A 19,377-nucleotide genomic window follows, 5' to 3' on the forward strand; every position below is an offset into this window, starting at 1 on the left:
GGTATAGGTGGCTGGTACCTCGGGTACTGGAGGCCATCTCCCCTATTTCTTCCTCAGTTACGCGCGCACGCCTCGCACTCATCCGGATGACGAGAACCCCAACCTTCCCGTGGAAAAGCTCTACAAAGAGCTGTGCCGCGAGATACTGCAGCACACGTCGCTGCCCGCGGGCGTTCCCCCGGGCTTCATGGACATGGACATCCGCCCGGGCGTCGAGTGGGACAAGCGCCTGGCCAAGGAGCTGGCCACCTGCCGGGTCTTCGTCCCTCTCTACTCGCGCCGCTACTTCCAGAGCGAACAGTGCGGAAAGGAATGGGCCGCCTTCGACCTGCGCAGGCGGTTGCATCTCGACGGACGACGGGACATTCCCGAAGTGATCGTCCCCGCGTTCTGGGTTCCGGTTCCGGACTTCGAACTCCCAGATATGGTCAAATCCATTCAATTCACCCATCCGGACCTTGGGACGCACTATCTCGAACGAGGCCTCTACGGCTTGATGAAGATCAGGAGATACCGCGACCATTACAAATCCGCCGTGGACGCGCTGGCCCAGCGCATCATCGAGGTGGCCGAGGGAGTGCGGCTCCCCCCGATCACGCCGTGCGACTACGGCAGCATGAAGAGCGCCTTCAACCGCGACGAGGAACGCCGTTTCCTGATAGCCGTCCTCGCCCACACGACGGCCACGCGTACGGCGGTGCGGGACTCCCGGTTCTACGGGTCCTCTCCGTGCGACTGGAGCCCCTACCACCCCGAGGACCTCCGCCCGGTGGCGCAGATCGCCGCCGGCATCGTGCGCCACCTGGGGTTCGAACCCGACATCGGGACCTTCGACCACCATCAGGACGAGCTGCTGGGCACGGGGGCGCCGAGTTGCCCGGGGATCGTGCTGCTGGACGTGTGGACGGCCCTCGACCCGCGGCTGCGCCCGTTACTCGAGGCGTTCGACCGGGCCGACAAGCCGTGGGTGGGCGTGGTCGTGCCGTGGAGCGGCACCGACTCCCAGACCGGCCAGAACGCGGCGGAGTTACGCGCCGCCCTGCGCGCTCTGCTGCCCGCGAAGCTGGCGCAGGGCCGGCCGGCCGCACGGCGGGCGATGAGCGACACCTCCACCGTGACCGGCTTCGAGATGGCGCTGCGGCCGGTGGTGGAGGCCGCGGGCAACTCCTACCTGCGGCACGGACGGGCGTTTCCGCCGCAGGTGCCCGGCAGCGGCCGCCCACGCCTGTGGCCGCTCACACCGGACGCCCCCGCATCCGGCAACCCCGCATCCAGGGGGCCCGCGCCCGATGACGCGCCAGGACGGAAGGGGAGTTAATGACCGAGTCCCAGGACGGCCACATCGTCACCTTCTACTCCTACAAGGGAGGGACGGGAAGGACGATGGCGCTGGCCAACACGGCCTGGATCCTCGCCTCCAACGGCCACCGCGTGCTGGTCGTGGACTGGGACCTGGAGTCTCCCGGCCTGCACAAGTTCTTCCGGCCCTTCCTCGACGGAGAGATGATCAGCGGCACGACCGGCGTGATCGACCTGATCAAGGAGTTCGCCTGGGCGGCGACCCGCCCCGAGCCGCGTCCCGCCGACTGGCACACGCGCTATGCCGACGTGGGGCGGCACGTCCTGTCGGTCGAGTGGCCCCACTTCCCCGACGGCGGGTCCCTCGACTTCCTGCCCGCCGGACGGCAGAACCGCGACTACTCCTCGCTGGTGTCCACGTTCGACTGGGACAACTTCTACGAGCGGCTGGGCGGAGGGCAGTTCCTCGACGCGCTGCGGGTGGACATGCGGCGCGGCTACGACTACGTGCTCATCGACAGCCGCACCGGCCTGAGCGACATCGCCGACATCTGCACCGTCCACTTCCCCGACACCGTGGTGACCTGCTTCACGCTCAGCGACCAGAGCATCGAGGGGGCCGCGCGGGTCGCGTCGGAGATCGCCGAGCGGTTCCCCGACCGCCGCATCAGAATCCTGCCGGTCCCCATGCGCGTGGACGACGCGGAGAAGGAGAAGCTCGACGCGGGCCGGGCCTTCGCCCGCAGCCAGTTCGAGGGGTTCCCCAGCGGCGTCGGCCAGGACCAGGCCGCAAGTTACTGGGGCGCCGTCGAGATCCCCTACAAGCCGTTCTACGCGTACGAGGAGACCCTGGCGACCTTCGGTGACACGCCCGGCTCGCCCGGCTCGCTGCTGGCCGCCTACGAGCGGCTCACGGGCGTCATCACCGGAGGCCGGGTCTCGTCCCTGCCCCCGTTGGACGAGGACCTGCGGCTGAGTCACCGCGAGCTGTTCGTCCGGCGCCGCCCGTCGCTGTCGAACGACGTCAGCCTGAGCTACGTCCCCGAGGACCGGTTGTGGGCGGAGTGGATCGCCGCCGTGCTGACCCAGGCCGGCATGCGGGTCCGTACGCAGGGAGGCGCACGCGAGGAGGACGAGAGCGGGCAGGCGCGGACGCCGGAGGCGGCGGGCCGCACGGTCGCGCTGCTGTCCCCCGCCTACCTGCGCTCGCGGCAGGCCCGGGACACCTGGCACGCCGCCGAAGGGCCCGCCATGCTGTCTGCTCACCTCCTTCCCGCCCGCGTGTCGGACGTCCGGATCCCGCAGACGTACGCCGACCCGCCCGCGCTGGACCTGTTCCGGCTGGACGAGCAGCACGCGGCCGCCGCGCTGCTGCGCGCCCTCGACCGCCCGGCGGGCACCGAGGCTGTGGGGCAAGGAGGGACGCCGCGGTATCCCGGCATCCAGCCCGCCATCCTGAACCTGCCGACGAGGAACGCCGCCTTCACCGGCCGGGGCGAGGTGCTGGAGCGGCTGCGTGACCAGTTGGTCGGCGGCAGCCAGGCCGTGGTGACCCAGGTGCAGGAGGGCCGCACCCAGGCCTTGTTCGGGCTCGGCGGCGTGGGCAAGACGCAGCTGGCCATCGAGTACGCCCACCGTTTCATGAGCGACTACGACGTCGTGTGGTGGGTGTCGGCCGAGCAGCCGGAACTACTGAACGGCGCGATGGCCGATCTGGCCGAGCGGCTGGGCATCAGGATCGGCGACAACCTGGCGGAGGCGGCGCTGGCGGCCAAGGACGCGTTACGGCGGGGCGAGCCGTACGCCCGCTGGCTGCTCATCTTCGACAACGCCAACAGCGCGGACGACGTGCAGACCTACCTGCCCGGCGGCTCCGGCCACGTGCTGATCACGTCGCGCAGCCAGACCTGGTCGCAGATCGCCAAGCCACTGGAGATCGACGTCTTCACCCGGGAGGAGAGCCTGGAGCACCTGCGGCGCCGGGTGGCCGATCTCGGCGACGAGGACGCCGACCGCGTGGCGGCCGCGCTCGGCGACCTGCCGCTCGCCATCGAACAGGCCGGGGCGTGGCTGCAGGAGACCGGCATGAGCGTGGACGAGTACGTCGACAAGCTCGCGAAGCAGCCCGTGCGGACGCTCGCGCTCGGAGACTCCCCGACGACCTATCCGACGCCGGTCGCCGCCACCTGGAACGTGTCGTTCCAGCGCCTGAGGGAGAAGTCGCCCGCGGCGGTCCGGCTGCTCCAGCTGCTGGCCTTCTTCGCCGCGGAACCGGTGTCGCTGTCCATGCTGTACGGCGACGAGACCGTGCGCTGCCTGGTCCCGTACGACGACTCGCTGCGCGAGAAGATCATGATCGGGCGGCTGGTGCGCGAGCTGAACAGGTTCGCCCTCGCCAAGGTCGACCAGCGCAACAACTCGGTGCAGGTGCACCGGCTGGTGCAGGCCGTGCTGCGCGACCAGATGGACGACGACGAGCGCGAGCGCACCGTCCACGAGGTGCACCGCATCCTCCTGGGCGCCCGCCCGCGTGAGGGCGACACCGACGACCCCGGCAACTGGCCGCGCTACGACGAGATCTGGCCGCACCTCGCCCCGTCCAACGCGGAGGAGTGCGACGAGGAGCAGACCCGGCAGCTGCTGATCGACCGCGTGCGCTACCTGTATCGGCGCGGCGAGTTCGACCGGGCGCTGAGCCTCGGCCGCCGCCTGGAGGAGCTGTGGATCAGGAAGCTCGGCGACTACGACCGGCAGACGCTCTACCTGCGGTTCCACATGGGAAACGTGCTGCGCTCCCAGGGCAGGTACATCGAGGCGTGCGATCTCAACCGGGCGATCCTCGACGACCAGCGCCGGGTCCTGCCCGACCCGCATCCCCACACGCTGCAGACCGCGGGGAGCCTCGCGGCCGACCTGCGCGCGCTCGGCGAGCTGAGCGAGTCGCTGCGCATGGAGCAGGAGACCTACGCGCGCACCAAGGAGCTGTTCTTCGACGACCACCCGCGCGTCCTCGCGGCGGCCAACAACCTGGCCGTCGCCCTGCGGCACGTCGGTGACATCGGCGCCGCGCGCCGGCTCGACCAGGAGACCGCGGACAAGCGCCGTGAGGTGCTCGGTCCCGCGCACCCCTTCACGCTCCTGTCCGAGACGAACCTGGCTCTGGACATCCGGGAGGCCGGGGAGTACGCGAAGTCGGCCGACCTGCTGCGCGAGACGCTGAACAGCTACGGCGAGGTGTCCGGCCCCGAGCTCCCCGACACGTTGAACACGGCGCGCAGCCTCGCCGTGTCGCTGCGGGAGACCGGCGCGCTCGCCGAGGCGCGGCGGCTCACCGAGACGACCTACGAGCGGTGTCTCCAGCGCTTCGGTCCCGAGTCGCCCGACACCGTCGCCTGCAAGCTGAGTCTCGCCTGCGACCTCGCCGCGTCCGGCGACAGGCGGCGGGCGTACGACCTCGCCTCCGAGGTCAGGGCCAGCTACGAAAGCAAGCTGGGCGCGGACAACCCGTACACCCTGATCGCGGCCAACAACCTCACGATCTATCTGCGGCACCTGGGGGAGCTCGCCGAGAGCCGGACGCTGGGCACCCGGACCCTCGCGACGCTGCGGCGCAAGGTCGGGCCCGACCACCCCTTCTCGCTCGCCTGCGGGGTCAACGTGGCCAACACGCTCGGAGACCTGCAGGACTACGCCGAGGCCGAGAAGCTGCAGCGGGACACGCTCGACCGGCTGCGCGCGGTGCTCGGCCCCCATCACCCCACCACGCTGATCTGCGAGGCCGACCTGGCCGTCACCCTCCGCGACGTCAGGCGAACCGACGAGGCACGGGTGCTGCGCGAGCCGCTACTCGGCCGGCTCCGCCGGATCCTCGGGGAGGCGCACCCGGTCATCGCGGCGGTGCTGGACTGGCGGCGCGTCGACCGCGAGCTGGAGCCGCTCCCCTGGTGACCGGGCCGGCCGGTCCGGTCAGGCCGCCCGTTCGTCCCTGGCGAGCCAGCCCAGCAGGTCGGGCAGCACGTGCAGGGCGTGGAAGTGCGCCGCGCCCCGCTGGATCCGCACCGTGGCGGTCGGTATCCGCCCGGCCAGCCAGCGGGAGTGGCTGACCGGTGAGAACACGTCGTCCTCGCCGTGCCACAGGAGAGTGGGGACCCTGATGTCGGCGGGGTCGAACCCCCATGGCGAGCAGAAGGCCATGGCGTCGTCGATCCAGCCGTACGCGGAGTTGCGCACGGCCTCCGCGTAGTTCTGCACCAGCATGGTCCGGATGCCGGCGTCCGCGATCACGCTCCTGTCCGGCTCGGGCAGCTCGTCGTAGAGGGCGTTGACGAGCCGTACGGGGTCCTCGCGGATCTCGGCGGCGGTCGGGCCGAGCCGCGCCGCGAGCCGAGCCCGTCCCTGCATGGCGGTCATGTACTCCGCGACGTTGCCCTCGGCCATGCCGTCGAACCAGTCGAGGCCCTCCGCCTCCGGCGGCGCGAGCCCGACGAGCACGGCGGCCCGGGTCACCCGGTGGGGGATCAGGGCGGCGCAGGCGAGCGCGTGCGGCCCGCCGCCGGAGCGGCCCACGACCGCGAAGCGGTCCAGCCCGAGGTGGTCGGCGATGGCGGCAACGTCCGCGGCGACGTCCCCCACGCTGCGGCCCTCGTGCCGGTCGGAGTCGCCGTACCCCGGGCGGTCGTAGGTGATGAGCCGCACGCCGAGCCGATAGAGCAGTCCTTCACGTGGAAGCGGGCCGATCCGGCTGCCGGGCGTCCCGTGGTGCAGGAACACCGGTCTGCCTCCGTGGATCTTTCCCCGTTGCGCGACCGCGAGGCGCCGCTCGCGATCCGCCGACCACACCCCGTCCGTCAACGCCGGGCCCTCCGTGTCGATCGTCGAAGGATCTCACGCCCAGGATCCTCCGAACCGGTGTAACGCGAAAGGGCCCGGCGGCCTCGGAACGGCAACACCTTTCCCGGACGGGCCCTGGAGCGCTCCCTTTTGGCGGGTTATTTTCGATAAAAGGCACGTGCCGCCCAGCGAAGGACGAGTATTTATGGCCTTTCCCGCGAGCTACGTGGTGCGTGCGGTATTCGCGGGCCTGGCGGTGGCCGCACTGGTGACCGGATATATCGGCCTTCAGACCTATGCGAAAACGCTGAATCTGCCGTCGGCTCCCCTCGACCTTCTCTACTGGGACCTGCAACTGTTCGTATTCGACTCCGCGCCGCTCGACGAGCCGAAACCGCTGCCGGCCCTGCTGGAGTTCGCCCGTTTCGCGGCGCCCGGCGTGACGATCTACACCCTCGTCGACGGAGCCCGCCTGCTGTTCGCCGCCGAACTGCGGCGGTTGCGGGCGCGCAGGTCGAAGGAGCACGTGGTCGTGTGCGGCACGGGATCGCCGGCCCTGGCCCTGGTGGAACGGCTGCGCGCGACGAGCACGCGGATCGTGATGATCGGCTCGGCTCCGGTGGCCACCACCGGTGATCGCCGGGTGCTCTACGTCAGGGGCGACGCGCGCAGCCCCGCGACCCTCCGAGCCGCCGGGATCCAGCGGGCCTCCGTCCTGTACGCCTGTGAGCCGGACAGCTCGGCCAACACGGCGATCGCACTGGCGGCGCACGGCGTGGCCAGAGCCCACGGCAGGCGGCCGCTGTCGGCGTACGCGCTGATCTCCGATCCCGACCTGTGCGCCGCTCTGCGGGCTCGCCGGCTGAGCCTTCCCGGCAGGCCCCGGCTGCGTCTCGACTTCTTCAACCTGGACGAGCTCGCCGCCCGGGTGCTCCTCGACCGGCACCCGATAGTGAACGAGCAGCCTGTCGTCGTCATCGGGCTCGACGCCTTCGGCCGCAGCCTGCTGGTCGAGATGGCACGCAGGCGGCGGCTGACCCTCGCGCCGTACCCGCTGCCCGTGACGATCATCGACGCCGGCGCGACCCGGACCGTCGAGGCCGTGTGCCGCAGATTCGAGTTCGTGGCCGAGACGTGCGCGCTGACCACGCACGAGGCGCCGCCCGGCGACCTGCCGCTGGGAGAGCTGCTGCCGTCCGAGCCGCCGCAGCGGGTGTTCGTGTGCCATCGCGACCAGGACCTCGCGCTCAAGACCGCGCTCACCTCGCTGCGCCTGTGGAACTGCGGGCCGGGGTCGCTCGTGGTGCGGGTCGAGGAGGCCGGCACCTTCAGCCGGGCCTTCGAGGACGTCCACCTGCTGGAGGGGCTGTCCGGCGCCCTGCGCGTCTTCGCGGTCAACGAGGAGGCCGGCGACCCGCGGCTCATCGGGGAGGACCTGGTGGAGACGCTCGCCCGGGCGATCCACGAGAGCTACCTCGCGGAGAACACGGCGCGGCGCCACGTGCGTGCGACCAACCCGTCGCTGGTGCCGTGGGAGAGCCTGCCGTCCCATCTGCGGGCGGCCAACCGGCGGCAGGCCGAGGACATCGGCCGCAAGCTGACGAGCATCCGCTGCGCCCTCGCTCCCCGTGTGGAGCCGGAGCTGCACTTCGCCTTCAAGGACTACGAGATCGAGCAGCTTGCGATGATGGAACACGAACGGTGGCTGCGGGACCTGGTCGCCGACGGATGGACCCGCGGCCCGGTCCGCGACGACGAGAGCAGGAGGCACCCCGACCTGGACAGCTGGGACAACATCTCGGACGCGGCGCGAGAGAAGGACCGCGACACCGTGCGGAACCTGCCGCGCATCCTCGCCACCGCCGGTTTCCAGATCGTACGGGTCGGCTGAGCGAGTGAGCGGGGTGCCCACGATCGCGTTCACCGGCCATCGGGGCCTGCCCAGGGACACGGCGGTCCGGGTCAGCCACGCCCTTCGGGCCGTTCTCGCCGGCCGGCACCGGCCGCTGGTGGGACTGTCGTGCCTGGCCGAGGGGGCGGACCAGCTCTTCGCCCGCGAGGTGCTGCGCGCCGGCGGCGAACTGGACGTGATCGTGCCCGCCGCCGGGTATCGGGAGAGCCTGCCCCGTGCGGCCCGGGCGGGATACGACGACCTGCTGTCACTCGCGCGGCACGTGCACAGGATGCCGTTCGAACGGCCGGAGCCGGTGGCGTACATGGCCGCCTCGGTCTTCATGCTGGAGCGGGCGGACGAGTTGCTCGCCGTCTGGGACGGGCTGCCGGCGCGCGGGTACGGCGGCACGGCCGACGTGGTCGCGCACGCCCGCGAGCAGGAGATGCGGGTGCTGGTGCTCTGGCCGCCCGGCTCCCGCAGGGACTGACGAAAGAGACGGGCACGAAAAGGGACGGGCACGAAAGGGACGGTCGGGGTGAACGTGGCGGCGGACAGGATCCGGCGGGTCGACGCGCTGCGCGGGTTCGCGGTGTGCGGGATCATGCTGGTCAACGCCTGGCAGCAGAGGGTGCGGCACGGGCCGACCTCGCTCGACTGGGTGATGGGCAACCTGTTCCAGAGCCGCTTCTATCCGATGTTCGCGTTCCTGTTCGGGTTGTCCTTCGCGCTGTTCCTGCGCTCGGCCCGGCTGCGCACGCGGCGCCCGCGCGTCGTCATGCTGCGGCGCCTGGCCGTGCTCGCGGCCCTGGGCGCGGGGCACATGCTGATCGATCCCGGCGAGGTGCTGCTGCCGTACGCGCTGCTCGGGGTGGTCGTGCTGCTTCCGGCGAGCCTGCTGCCCCGGGCGGCCGTGCTGCTGGTGGGCTGCGGCGTCCTGGTCGCCTCCGTGCTCGACCCCCATCCGTACGTGCTGATCACCGCGCTGTTCCTGCTCGGCCTGGCCGCCGCGCCCGAGGGGGAGGCGAGGAGGGGCGCCGGGCGCCTCGGCGGGGCCGACGGCCTGGGCAGCGGGCCGCTCCTCGGCGCCGCGTGCGGGACGGCGGCCCTGCTCGCGGCCGGGCTGACCTGGTGGTGGAACCACGCGCCGCCCGGCGGCGGGGTCTACCAGGCGGCGGCGCTGTGCGGCGCGGCGGCGTACGCGACGGCGTTCCTGCTCGTCGCCCGTCGTACGGCGGTGTTCGAGGCGCTGGGCCGGATGACGCTGACCAACTACGTGACGGGCACGACGGTGATCGTGCTGGCGATGCCGCTTCTGGAGGCCGACCGCACGGGGGCCGCCGTCGTGGTGCTCGCCGTCGTCACCGTCGCCGTGCAGGCGGTCTTCTGCAGGTGGTGGCTCGCCCGGCATCGGTACGGCCCGCTGGAGTGGGTGTGGCGCACGCTCACGTGGTGGGGCACCTCCCGGGGCATCTGGTGGGGCACGGCGGCGACCGGGCAGACTGTGATCCGTGACCCGCGTAGCGCTGTGCCAGATTCCCGTCGACCACGACCCGGAGACCAACCTCTCGACCGTGCGTGACGCCCTAGCACGGGCGCGGGGGGCGGACCTCGCCGTGTTCCCCGAGGCGACGCTCTCCCGGTTCGGCCCGGGAATCCTCGAGACGGCCCAGCCGCTGGACGGCCCGTTCGTCACCGGCCTCGCCGAGGCCGCGCGCGAGCACGGCACGGCCGTCATCGCCGGAGTCTTCGAGCCCGCCGCGGACGGCAGGGTGTGGAACACGGCCGTCGCCCTGCGGGAGGACGGCTCGCTCGCCGCCGCCTACCGGAAGATCCACCTGTTCGACTCCTTCGGGGCGAAGGAGTCGAAGCTGGTCGCGCCGGGGGACGTGCCGGAGGTGGTGGAGCTGGCCGGGCTCAGGATCGGCCTGATCACCTGTTACGACGTCCGCTTCCCCGAGCTGGCCCGCGCGCTGGTCGACCGGGGCGCGGACACGTTCGCCGTGATCGCCGCCTGGGGCTCGGGCCCGCTGAAGGAGGACCACTGGACGACTCTGGTGAGGGCCAGGGCCATCGAGAACACCACCTGGACCATCGCGGTCGGTCAAGCCCCCAATCCCGCCATACCGGACGGGTTCGGTGTGGGCCGCAGCATGCTCGTCGATCCGATGGGCGTCGCCCGGCATGACCTGGGCACGGGCCCCGGCGTGCTGATCGTGGAGATCGACACGGCGTGGACCGAGACCGCGCGCGCCACCCTCCCCTCGCTCGAACACCGCCGGCTCGGAGTCGGCAGATCGTAAACTTGGCCCCATGAGCGAGCCGGGACGCAGGACGCGGATGCAGAAGGTGGTTCCGCCGCGGCTGCTCGTGCCGTACCTGTCGGGCCGTCGCACGATCATCTCCGGCTACGTGTACCGGGTGCAGGACTGCGACCGCCTGACCACTCCGGCCGCGCTCGTCGAGGCCCTCGACCTGAGTTTCGACGGATCGGAGCTGACGCCGGACGTGCCCGAGCTGTACATCATGCGCTGGGACGCGCGGGACATCGACACCTATGTCGTCCCGTACGGCCCGCACATGGGCGGTGATTGGAGCGATGCACCACCCTTCACCGGGAACGGCTTCACCGCCTCGCGCGAGCAGGTGGTGCCGCAGTTCCACACGATGCCCATGCCGGTCCCCGCGGGCGCGGAGATCGTCCACCTCGGCGCGGCAGGGGAGCGTCCGTTCGCCGGGTACGACGGCCTGACCTGGCGGCCGGCGCGATGAGCGAGATCGAGCCGGTCGGCCTGGGATTCGTCGCCCGCTACCGCGACCGGGACTACGCCGCCGCGGTCGGGCCCGGCGGGGACGACGTCGTGCTGTTCAGCGAGACGCCGCAGGAGGGGTTCACCGCCGCGGGCGGCTACTGGCGACTGCGGGTGAGCCGTGCCACGCTGGAGCGGCTGACCCTGCTGCGCACGGTCGGGGCGTTCGGCGGCGAGCCGTGCCTCGTGCTGGACGAGGACGATGGCGGCGACGGTGGGGAGGGCGGCCTGCACATCGCCTACACCGGCCACAACGGCCTGAAGGCCGAGGCGCTCGGCTACTGGCTCGTGGACCACGGCGCCTACGAGGTGGTCGTGCCCCGCGACGAGGTCCACGCGATCCGGGTGGAGCGCGTCCCGGTGCCGCTCACCACTGACCGGCCGGACGGTCACGAGGGCCCGTGACGGCCCCGCGCCTCTGAGACGGCCGGTTCAGACGGCCGGTTCAGACGGCCGGTTCAGGAGCCGAGCGACCGATAGCGGGCGAAGCGGGCCGCCGTCCGCTCCTCCGCCGGGCGGTCGAGCAGGCCCGCGATCTCGTGTTCGAGCGTGCGGCCGACCCTGCGGCAGAACTCCTCCGGCTCGTACGCCGCATCGGGCCGTTCCGGCACGATCCGGTCCACGATGCCGTCCCGTCGCAGGTCGGCGGCGCGTACGCCCTGGGCGGCGGCGATCTCCGGGGCGAAATCGACGGTCCGGTACATCAGGGCCGAGGCGCCCTCCGGCGGGAGCGGGGACAGCCAGGCGTGCTGCGCGCTGACGACCCGGTCGGCCGGGAGCAGGGCCAGCGCGGCGCCGCCCGCGCCCTCCCCCAGCAGCAGGCACACGGTCGGCGCGTCGAGCATGACGAGGTCGGCCAGGCAGCGGGCGATCTCGGCGGCCAGGCCGCTCTCCTCGGCCGCCTTCGACAGCTCCGCCCCGCCGGTGTCGACGACCGTGACCAGCGGCAGGCCCAGTTCGCCGGCCAGGCGCATGCCGCGTCTGGCCACCCGCAGCCCGGCCGGGCCGAGCGTGCTGCCCGTCCGCTGCCGGCGCCGGTCCTGACCGAGGACGACGGCGGGCGCGGCGCCGAACCTGGCCAGCGCCAGCAGCAGGCCGGGGTCGCGCTCCCCCGTGCCGGTGCCGTGCAGCGGGGTCACGTCGCGTGCGCCGTATTTGAGCAGCTCGCGCACGCCGGGGCGGTCGTCGCGGCGCGAGCGGGTGATGGCCTCCCACGCGGGTACGGGTTCGGCCGGCTCTTCGGGTTCCCGGCCGGGCTCCAGCCCTTCGCGCGGGGCGCAGAGCACGGCCAGCACCCGGATGGCGATCTCCCGCGCGTCCTCGGCCGAGACGACGGCGTCGACCAGCCCGTGGGCGTAGAGGTTCTCCGCGACCTGGACCCCTTTGGGAAACGGATAGCCGTGCAGCGACTCGAACACCCGCGGCCCGAGGAAGCCGATGAGCGCGCCCGGCTCCGCGGCCGTCACATGCCCGAGCGATCCCCACGAGGCGAGCACCCCGCCCGTCGTGGGATGGCGCAGATAGACGACGTACGGCAGGCCGGCGGCGCGGTGCGCGGCGACCGCCGCGGTGATCTTCACCATCTGGGCGAAGGCCGGCGCGCCCTCCTGCATGCGGATGCCGCCGCTGGCGGGGGCGGCGAGCAGCGGCAGGCGCTCGGCAGTGGCCCTCTCGACGGCCCGGACGAGCCGCTCGGCCGCCGCCATCCCGATGGAGCCCCCCAGGAAGGAGAACTCGCAGGCGACGACGGCCACCCGGCGTCCGTCGAGCGTGCCCTCTCCGGTGACGACCGACTCGTCGTACCCCGTCCTGGCCCGGGCGTGGGCGAGTTCGGCGGCGTACTCCGAGCCGGGCTCGGCCCGGTCGCGCGGGGGCTCGTCCCACGACTTCCACGAGTGCGCGTCGAGCACCCGCGCGATCAGCGTCCGCGCGTCCGGCCTGGCCGCGTCAGCCGTGCTCATGGCGAACGCCGCTCCCGTCCGGCCAGCCAGTCGAGCACGGCGTCGTTGTCCTGGCCCAGGGCGGGAGGCGCCGCATGTCCCTCGCCGGCCGCCGGGGTTCCTGCTTGATCGTCACGGTCGAAGCGTAGCGGCGGGCCGGGGAGCTCGATCGGGCCGAGCACGGGATGATCGACGGTGACGACCAGGCCCTGCGACCGGACCTGGTCCCAGGCGTACACCTCGTCGATCGACCGGATCGCGCCCGAGGGCACGCCGACCTCGCGCAGCGCCGCGAGCCAGTGCTCGCGGTCGTGCGCCGCCAGCGCCTTCTCCATCTCGGCGATCAGCTCTTCCCGATGCGCGAACCTATCCCTGTTTGTCGCATATTTCGGCATTTCGGGATCTATGTCCAGTAGCTGGGCGACCTTGCGCCACTGCCCGTCGTTGGCCACCGCGATCTGGATCATGCCGTCCGCACAGTGGAAGGCGCCGTACGGGGCGATGGAGGCGTGGTGGTTGCCGCCGGCCCTCGGCACCGTGCCGGCGACGGTCCAGGCGGTGCCGTGATAGGAGTGCACACCCACGATCGACGCCAGCAGGGACGTCCTGACGACCCTCCCGCGGCCGGTGCGCTCGCGCTCGTACAGGGCCGCGACCACCCCGTACGCGCCGTGGATGCCCGCGAGCAGGTCGGCGATCGAGGTGCCGACCCGGTAGGGCTCGTCGGACGAGGGCCCGGTCAGCGACATCAGCCCGGCCTCCCCCTGGGCGATCTGGTCGTAGCCGGGCCGGCCGCCCTCGGGACCGTCGTGGCCGAAGCCGGTGATGGACAGGATCACCAGCCGGGGGTTGAGGGCGTGGAGGCGCTCGACGGGGAACCCGAGGCGGTCGAGCACACCCGTGCGGAAGTTCTCCACCAGCACGTCGCTCTGCCGTACGAGCCGCTCGATCAGGGCGCGGCCCTCCTCGGACTTCATGTCCACAGTGATCGACCGCTTGTTGCGGTTGGCCGCGAGGAAGTAGGTGGATATGGCATGGTCCGGGCCGACGAAGGGGCCCCATTCGCGCGACTCGTCGCCCGCCGGGTGCTCCACCTTGACCACATGAGCGCCCAGATCGCCGAGCATCTGCGTGCAGTGCGGCCCGGCGAGGGCCCGGGACAGATCGAGGACGACGATGCCGCTGAGAGGTCCCTGCACGGCCAGCCTCCACGGGGGTTGCTAAGGAGAACGTCCTTCGGTCTCCACCGGCAAGACTGCCAAATCGCCCCGCCCGAAGACAGCCCCCGGCCGTGCCTCCCGGCGCCCCGGGCGGCACGGAGCTGCCGGGCGTTCCCTGTCAGTGGTGAGTGCGATGGCCGCGCCACTGGTCCATCAGCCGGCGCACCCGCTGCCGGTTCTGCGGATCACGCGCCATGGTCTTGGCCTTCTCGACGTTCTCGCGCCCCTTGGGGGTCTGCAGGTATTCCCTGATGCGCTGGACGATAGATGCCATCTGTAACTCACCATCCCGTTTGTGCCGTTACTGAACGGCTACCCACCGGCACCGCCGCCAATCACCGGTGGCGGTCCGGGCATGGGGCCGGTGTCGCCCAGCTTCACCGGCATGCAGCGCGTTCGGACCGGTCGAATCGCGGGCGCCGGGCCTGTCACCGTCGTTCCGGCTCAGCCCCGAGGTCACTGGCCGGTCCGACCGCGCCGGGTTTCTGTCGCGGAGGCCGCGATCGCAGGCGCAGGTCGGCGTACACGCTCGCAGGAGGTGTGGAGGCCGTCCGTGCCGCGAGGTCCTCAAAGTAGATCCAGAAGTGCAGTCCGTGCTTGCGCCGCTCGGTGTACGCATACGGAGCCAGGGCGTCCCACAGGCGCACGATGTTCGTACCGTAGGAGCCGATGACCAAGCTCTGGTCGATCATCCCGTGCGCCACGAGTTTTCCCAGGTCGTCGTAGAACAGCCCGATGGTGTTCGCATAGGAACGTGCCTGCTCGGGCAGACCGCGCCAGCCTCTTTCGGCTTGGTATTCACGGGCCAGCGTGGTCAGCACATATTCCTGCGCCTTGAACCACGTCGCGCTCCGCGAGTGGTTGAAGGCCTCAAGCACCACCGGCAGGTGATTTCCACCACTGGCCAGGCGGATCTGCCGGAGAGTCAGGAGTACGGAGATGACGAGCGCCGTGAGGGAGATCGCCAGCGCGGCGACGTTCAATGCGGTAGTCGCGTCCACGAGCCGAATCTACAGGCCGCTTTCGTCGTTCCGGGAATGCACCAGCCAGCCCCATCACCCAAGGCAGGTGTTCTCGTATACGGCTTGCTCAGTTTCTGTGCACGCATGCAAAACATCCTGGGTCATCTGACTCAGAACCCGCCTTGGCGATGTTCCGCTATAGAGCGCCGGGTGGTCCGCCTTTTGCGCGAGTGATCGTTCCGCTGCCGCGGCAAGGGCAGAGCCGCGCTCAAGGTCGGAAAGACGTCGTATCCGAGCGCCCGCTTCGTCACCTGGCCGAGGCACGGCCGCCCCGCACGCACGACCGCGTGCTGGTCGCCGGGACGGAGCAGATCGTGCCCAACGCCACACCCAGCCACATGCTGCTGCACGGACTGCTGACGAGCGGCGCCACCACCGGCTCATCGGCGCCGCTCCGGCGGCATGTCAGAGGGTGTCCACCTCCGCGTGGGGGAGGCCGCCGGAGAGCTTGGGATAACCGGGGCCGCGGTCGAAGAAGGCGGCGGGGCGGGTCTCGCGCAGGCGTTCCCGCAGTCGCTCGGTCGCCTCCACGTCGACGACGACGTCGTCGCGGTCGCCGGTCAGCACGACGCCGTAGTCCTCCCGCGCGCCCTCGAACGACACCTTCCCGTCGCGGACGTCGGCGGCCACCTTCTCCACGGGCCGGTCGTACGGCGAGCCCCAGCCGCCTCCACCGGTGGTGCGGATGCGGATGACCTGCCCGGCGCGTACGGGGAAGTCGTCGACCAGGCCCTCCATCTCCACCCCGTCCACGGTGACCTGGAAGCGACGGCCCGCCCGGCCGCCGTTGACGCCCCAGCACGACAGGATCGAGCGGTCGGCGATCGACATGAAGGAGGCGTCGCGCAGCATGCGGATGTGCTTGTCGTAGCCCAGGCCGCCGCGGAACTCCCCCGGCCCGCCGCTGTCCACGGCCAGCCCCAGCCGCTCCACCCGGAACGGCCAGCGTGCCTCGGCGAACTCCACCGGGATGTTGCGGCTGTCGGGCACCACGTGGATGGTGTCCTCCCCGTCGGCGTACCAGCGCCCGCCCGAGCCGCCGCCGAGCACCTCGCGCATGAGGTAGGGCCCGTCGTCCGACTCGCCGTACACGCCGGTGTAGCGGATGGTCTCCTGGTCGGCGGGCATGCGGCCGCCGGTCGCCTTGGCCAGCACGCCCGCCAGCACGCCGAGCAGGCGCAGGATCACGAACGTACGGGCGTTGGTGGGCGCGGGGAAGATCGGCGTCAGCAGGGTGCCCTTCTCCGGGAAGACCATCTTGATCAGCGGCACGACGCCCTCGTTGACGTCGAGCTCGGCCATCCGTTCGGGCGTGTCGGCGAGGTTGCGCAGGATCGGCGCCAGCCACTTCTTCAGGAAGACGCCGTCGGCGTAGTCGCCGGCGTGGTTGATCGGCCCCTTGGCCTGCGGCGAGGTGCCGGTGAAGTCGATGGTCAGCGGGGTGTCCGCCGCGTGGTCGACGGTGAGCGTGATGCGCTGGGCGTGCAGGCGCGGCTCGTCCACGCCGTCGTGCTCGGCGTAGTCCTCCCAGACGTGCACGCCTTCGGGGATCTTCGCGAGCAGCTCGCGGCGGAACGTCTCGGTCGTCTTGCCGATGATGGCGTCGAAGCACGCCTCGACCGCCTCCCGGCCGTACCGGTCGAACAGCTCGCCGAGCCGCCGGGCGCCCATGAGGCAGGCCGAGCACTCCGCGTCGAGGTCCCCGGCCAGGGAGTCGGGCATCCGGGAGTTGCGCGTCATGATGGTGAGCGCGGCGCGGTTGGGCACGCCCTGGTCCCACAGCTTGATCGGCGGGACCATCAGGCCCTCCTCGAACGCGCTGCGCGCGTGCGACGGCATCGATCCCGGCACGGCGCCGCCGATGTCGTCGTGGTGGCCGAACGCCTGCACGAACGCCACGACCTCGCCGCCATGGAAGACCGGCACCGTCACGCACAGGTCGGGCAGGTGGCCGATGCCGCCCTCCGACAGGTAGACGTCGTTGTGGAAGAACACGTCGCCCGGCCGCATCGTCTCGATCGGGAAGTCGCGGACGACCGGCTGCACCAGCGCCGAGTAGGAACGCCCGGTCAGCTTGCGCAGCCGCACGTCGTGGATGCCCGCGCGGAAGTCGTGGGCGTCCCGGATCATCGGCGACCTCGCCGTACGCGCGATCGCCGTCTCCACCTCCTGCTCCACCGAGGCGAGCGTGCCCTCCACGATCTCCACGAGCACGGGGTCGGCGGTCCTACCGGTCATCGCTCACCACCACGAGGTTGCCGTAGTCGTCCATGGTCGCCGTGAAGCCGGGATGCACCGGCAGGGTCGATCCGTACTCCTCGATCACGGCCGGGCCGCGCACCACCGCGCCCGCGCCGAGGTCGGCCCGCCGGTAGATCACGGTCCTGGCCCACTGCTCGAAGAACACGTCGCGGGTCGCGACCGGGCTCGGCTCGTCCTCCTGGAGAGGCCTGTGCGCGATCTTCGGCCGGGTGATCGGGCCGATGCCCGACACCCGGAGGTTGACCCACTCGACGGCGTGGCGGGGGTCGTCGCGATAGCCGTACCCGTAGAGCCTCTCGTGCTCGGCGTGGAACCGCTCGGCGACCACGGCGAGCCATGCCGCGTCGACGGGGCCGTCGGGGGCGGGCACCCGCACCTCGTACGCCTGGCCGTAGTAGCGCAGGTCGGCGCTGCGCGCGTACACGTGCCCGGCGAATCCCTCCCGGTCGAGGGCGGCGGCGGCCTCGGCCTCCAGGCCGGCGAGGATCCCGGCGACCACCTCGGGTGAGGGATCGCGGGCGACGTACGTGCGGACGTAGTCGTTCTTCACGTCCACGGTGAGCAGGCCGAACGCGGACACGTTCCCGGGGTCGGGCGGGACGATCGCGGCCCGCAGCCCGAGGATGTCGATGAGCCGGCAGGCCAGCAGCGGCCCGGAGCCGCCGAAGGCGACCATCGGGAAGTCCCGCACGTCGAGGCCGCGCTGCACGGTGATCTGCCTGATCGCGTTGGACTGGTTGAACGCGCTGATCTCCAGGATCCCGGTGGCGCAGCGCTCCGGGGTCAGCCCCAGACGGCCCGCCAGCTCTTCGACTCCCGCCCGGGCGGCGGCGACGTCGAGGGGGATCTCGCCGCCGAGCAGGTGCGGGGGCACCCGGCCGAGGAAGACGTGCGCGTCGGTCACCGTCACCTCGGTGCCGCCCCTGCCGTAGCAGATCGGCCCCGGGTCCGCGCCCGCCGATCTCGGGCCGACCTTCAGCGTGCCCTCGGGGGACGTCCAGGCGATGGACCCGCCGCCCGCCCCGACCGTGACGATGTCGATCATCGGGATCTTGCACGGGTAGCGGCCGATGCTGCCCTCGGTCGTCAGCGACGGTTCCCCGTCCACCACGACGGCCACGTCGGTCGAGGTGCCGCCGCCGTCGAGGGTGATGACGCCCGGGTGCCCCGCGGTGCTCGCGATCAGCGCCGCGCCGAGGGCCCCCGCCGCCGGGCCGGACAGCACGGTCGTGATCGGCTGATGCACGACCTCGGCCGCCGACAGCACGCCGCCGTTGCTCTTCATCACCGAGAACGGCCGGCCCAGCCGCTCCGACAGGTTGTCGATGTATCGCCGCATGATCGGCTTGACCGCCGCGTCCACCAGCGTGGTCACCGACCGCTCGTACTCCCGGTATTCCCGCAGCACGTCGCTCGACAGCGACACGACCGCCTCGGGGTGCTCGCGCTCCAGCACCGCGCGCATCCGCCGTTCGTGCTCGGGGTTGGCGTAGGAGTGCAGGAAGCACACCCCGACCGCGGTGACCCCCCGCTCCCGGAACCACCGCGCGACGTCCGCGGCCTGCTCCTCGTCGAACGGCCGCACCTCACGGCCGAGGTGGTCGAGCCGCCCCCCGACGGTCCGCACCCGGTGGACGGGCACGATCCGCGGCGGCTTGACCCAGAAGTAGGAGTTGCCGTATCCGTCCGGCACGCTCTGCCGGGCGATCTCCAGGACGAACTCGAAGCCCTCCGTGGTGACGAAGCCCAGGTGCGACGTGCCGTCCGGGCGGTCCTCCAGCAACTGGTTGGTGGCGACGGTGGTGCCGTGGACGAGTGCGGACACGGCGTCGAGGGCGCGGAACCCCGCGTGAGCCTCGAGCACCTTGTGAACGCCTGCCATGAACCCGTCGGCCGGGTTGGCAGGAGTCGAGGGAGTCTTGGTCGTGACGATCCGGCCGGACTCCTCGTCGACGAGCACGACGTCGGTGAAGGTGCCGCCTGTGTCGACCCCGATGCGCACGCTGGACATGCTCCGTGTTTACCGATCGCCGCCGATCGGAAGAACCGGCGCACTCTGCCGAAGAATCGCCGTCCTGTCGTCAGACCCTGCCCGGACCGGCG

15 protein-coding genes are annotated in these 19,377 nt (G+C 71.6%); 8 read left to right on the forward strand and 7 right to left on the reverse strand.

Going from position 1 to position 19,377, the window contains the following annotated elements:
* Nucleotides 1-7 precede the first annotated feature (7 nt).
* Nucleotides 8-1,318: a TIR-like protein FxsC gene (locus FLX08_RS33090; protein ID WP_142624195.1), complete on the forward strand. Its 1,311-nt coding sequence runs from the start codon at nt 8-10 to the stop codon at nt 1,316-1,318.
* Nucleotides 1,318-5,247 carry an FxSxx-COOH system tetratricopeptide repeat protein gene (fxsT, locus tag FLX08_RS33095; protein ID WP_142624196.1) on the forward strand — a complete coding sequence of 1,310 codons (3,930 nt, stop codon included), beginning with the start codon at nt 1,318-1,320 and terminating at the stop codon, nt 5,245-5,247. Before FLX08_RS33090 ends, fxsT begins: the two co-directional genes overlap by 1 nt.
* Before the next feature lie 18 nt (nt 5,248-5,265).
* Here the strand turns inward: fxsT and FLX08_RS33100 are convergent, their stop codons facing one another.
* A complete protein-coding gene (locus FLX08_RS33100; RefSeq protein WP_142624197.1) occupies nt 5,266-6,150 on the reverse strand; it encodes an alpha/beta fold hydrolase in 885 nt (294 codons plus the stop codon).
* 184 nt (nt 6,151-6,334) lie between these two features.
* Here FLX08_RS33100 and FLX08_RS33105 point away from each other — a divergent pair, with 184 nt between their 5' ends.
* Genes FLX08_RS33105 through FLX08_RS33130 form a run of 6 tightly spaced genes read left to right on the forward strand, consistent with a single transcriptional unit; the run spans nt 6,335 to nt 11,235 of the window.
* Nucleotides 6,335-8,020, forward strand: coding sequence for a RyR domain-containing protein (locus FLX08_RS33105; protein ID WP_142624198.1), 1,686 nt, complete (start codon nt 6,335-6,337; stop codon nt 8,018-8,020).
* 4 nt (nt 8,021-8,024) lie between these two features.
* Entirely contained in the window at nt 8,025-8,510 is a 486-nt protein-coding gene (locus tag FLX08_RS33110; protein ID WP_341874367.1) for a hypothetical protein, read from the forward strand.
* 48 nt (nt 8,511-8,558) lie between these two features.
* Nucleotides 8,559-9,602, forward strand: coding sequence for a DUF418 domain-containing protein (locus FLX08_RS33115; RefSeq protein ID WP_142624199.1), 1,044 nt, complete (start codon nt 8,559-8,561; stop codon nt 9,600-9,602).
* Nucleotides 9,595-10,323 (forward strand): carbon-nitrogen hydrolase family protein, encoded by a 729-nt coding sequence (locus tag FLX08_RS33120; protein WP_244313085.1) that lies wholly within the window; start codon nt 9,595-9,597, stop codon nt 10,321-10,323. The genes FLX08_RS33115 and FLX08_RS33120 overlap by 8 nt, the downstream gene beginning before the upstream one ends.
* 10 nt (nt 10,324-10,333) lie before the next feature.
* Nucleotides 10,334-10,792 carry a hypothetical protein gene (locus FLX08_RS33125; protein ID WP_244313086.1) on the forward strand — a complete coding sequence of 153 codons (459 nt, stop codon included), beginning with the start codon at nt 10,334-10,336 and terminating at the stop codon, nt 10,790-10,792.
* Entirely contained in the window at nt 10,789-11,235 is a 447-nt protein-coding gene (locus tag FLX08_RS33130; RefSeq protein ID WP_142624201.1) for a hypothetical protein, read from the forward strand. The genes FLX08_RS33125 and FLX08_RS33130 overlap by 4 nt, the downstream gene beginning before the upstream one ends.
* Nucleotides 11,236-11,288: 53 nt before the next feature.
* Here FLX08_RS33130 and FLX08_RS33135 read toward each other — a convergent pair whose 3' ends face one another.
* From FLX08_RS33135 to FLX08_RS33155, 6 genes are all read right to left on the reverse strand, one after another.
* Nucleotides 11,289-12,791, reverse strand: coding sequence for a carboxyl transferase domain-containing protein (locus tag FLX08_RS33135; RefSeq protein WP_142624202.1), 1,503 nt, complete (start codon nt 12,789-12,791; stop codon nt 11,289-11,291).
* Complete coding sequence (locus FLX08_RS33140) at nt 12,788-13,969, reverse strand: CaiB/BaiF CoA transferase family protein (RefSeq protein ID WP_142624203.1); 1,182 nt, start codon at nt 13,967-13,969, stop codon at nt 12,788-12,790. Before FLX08_RS33140 ends, FLX08_RS33135 begins: the two co-directional genes overlap by 4 nt.
* A gap of 139 nt (nt 13,970-14,108) precedes the next feature.
* Nucleotides 14,109-14,264: a hypothetical protein gene (locus FLX08_RS40955; RefSeq protein WP_167530667.1), complete on the reverse strand. Its 156-nt coding sequence runs from the start codon at nt 14,262-14,264 to the stop codon at nt 14,109-14,111.
* Nucleotides 14,265-14,418: 154 nt separating this feature from the next.
* On the reverse strand, nt 14,419-14,991 hold the full coding sequence (locus FLX08_RS33145) for a DUF4760 domain-containing protein (RefSeq protein WP_142624204.1): 573 nt from the start codon (nt 14,989-14,991) through the stop codon (nt 14,419-14,421).
* Nucleotides 14,992-15,417: 426 nt separating this feature from the next.
* Nucleotides 15,418-17,250, reverse strand: coding sequence for a hydantoinase B/oxoprolinase family protein (locus FLX08_RS33150; RefSeq protein ID WP_142624205.1), 1,833 nt, complete (start codon nt 17,248-17,250; stop codon nt 15,418-15,420).
* Nucleotides 17,240-19,285, reverse strand: coding sequence for a hydantoinase/oxoprolinase family protein (locus FLX08_RS33155; RefSeq protein WP_142624206.1), 2,046 nt, complete (start codon nt 19,283-19,285; stop codon nt 17,240-17,242). The genes FLX08_RS33150 and FLX08_RS33155 overlap by 11 nt, the downstream gene beginning before the upstream one ends.
* Nucleotides 19,286-19,377 lie beyond the last annotated feature (92 nt).

It is taken from the genome of Microbispora hainanensis, from assembly GCF_006874475.1.
Taxonomy (GTDB): domain Bacteria; phylum Actinomycetota; class Actinomycetes; order Streptosporangiales; family Streptosporangiaceae; genus Microbispora; species Microbispora hainanensis.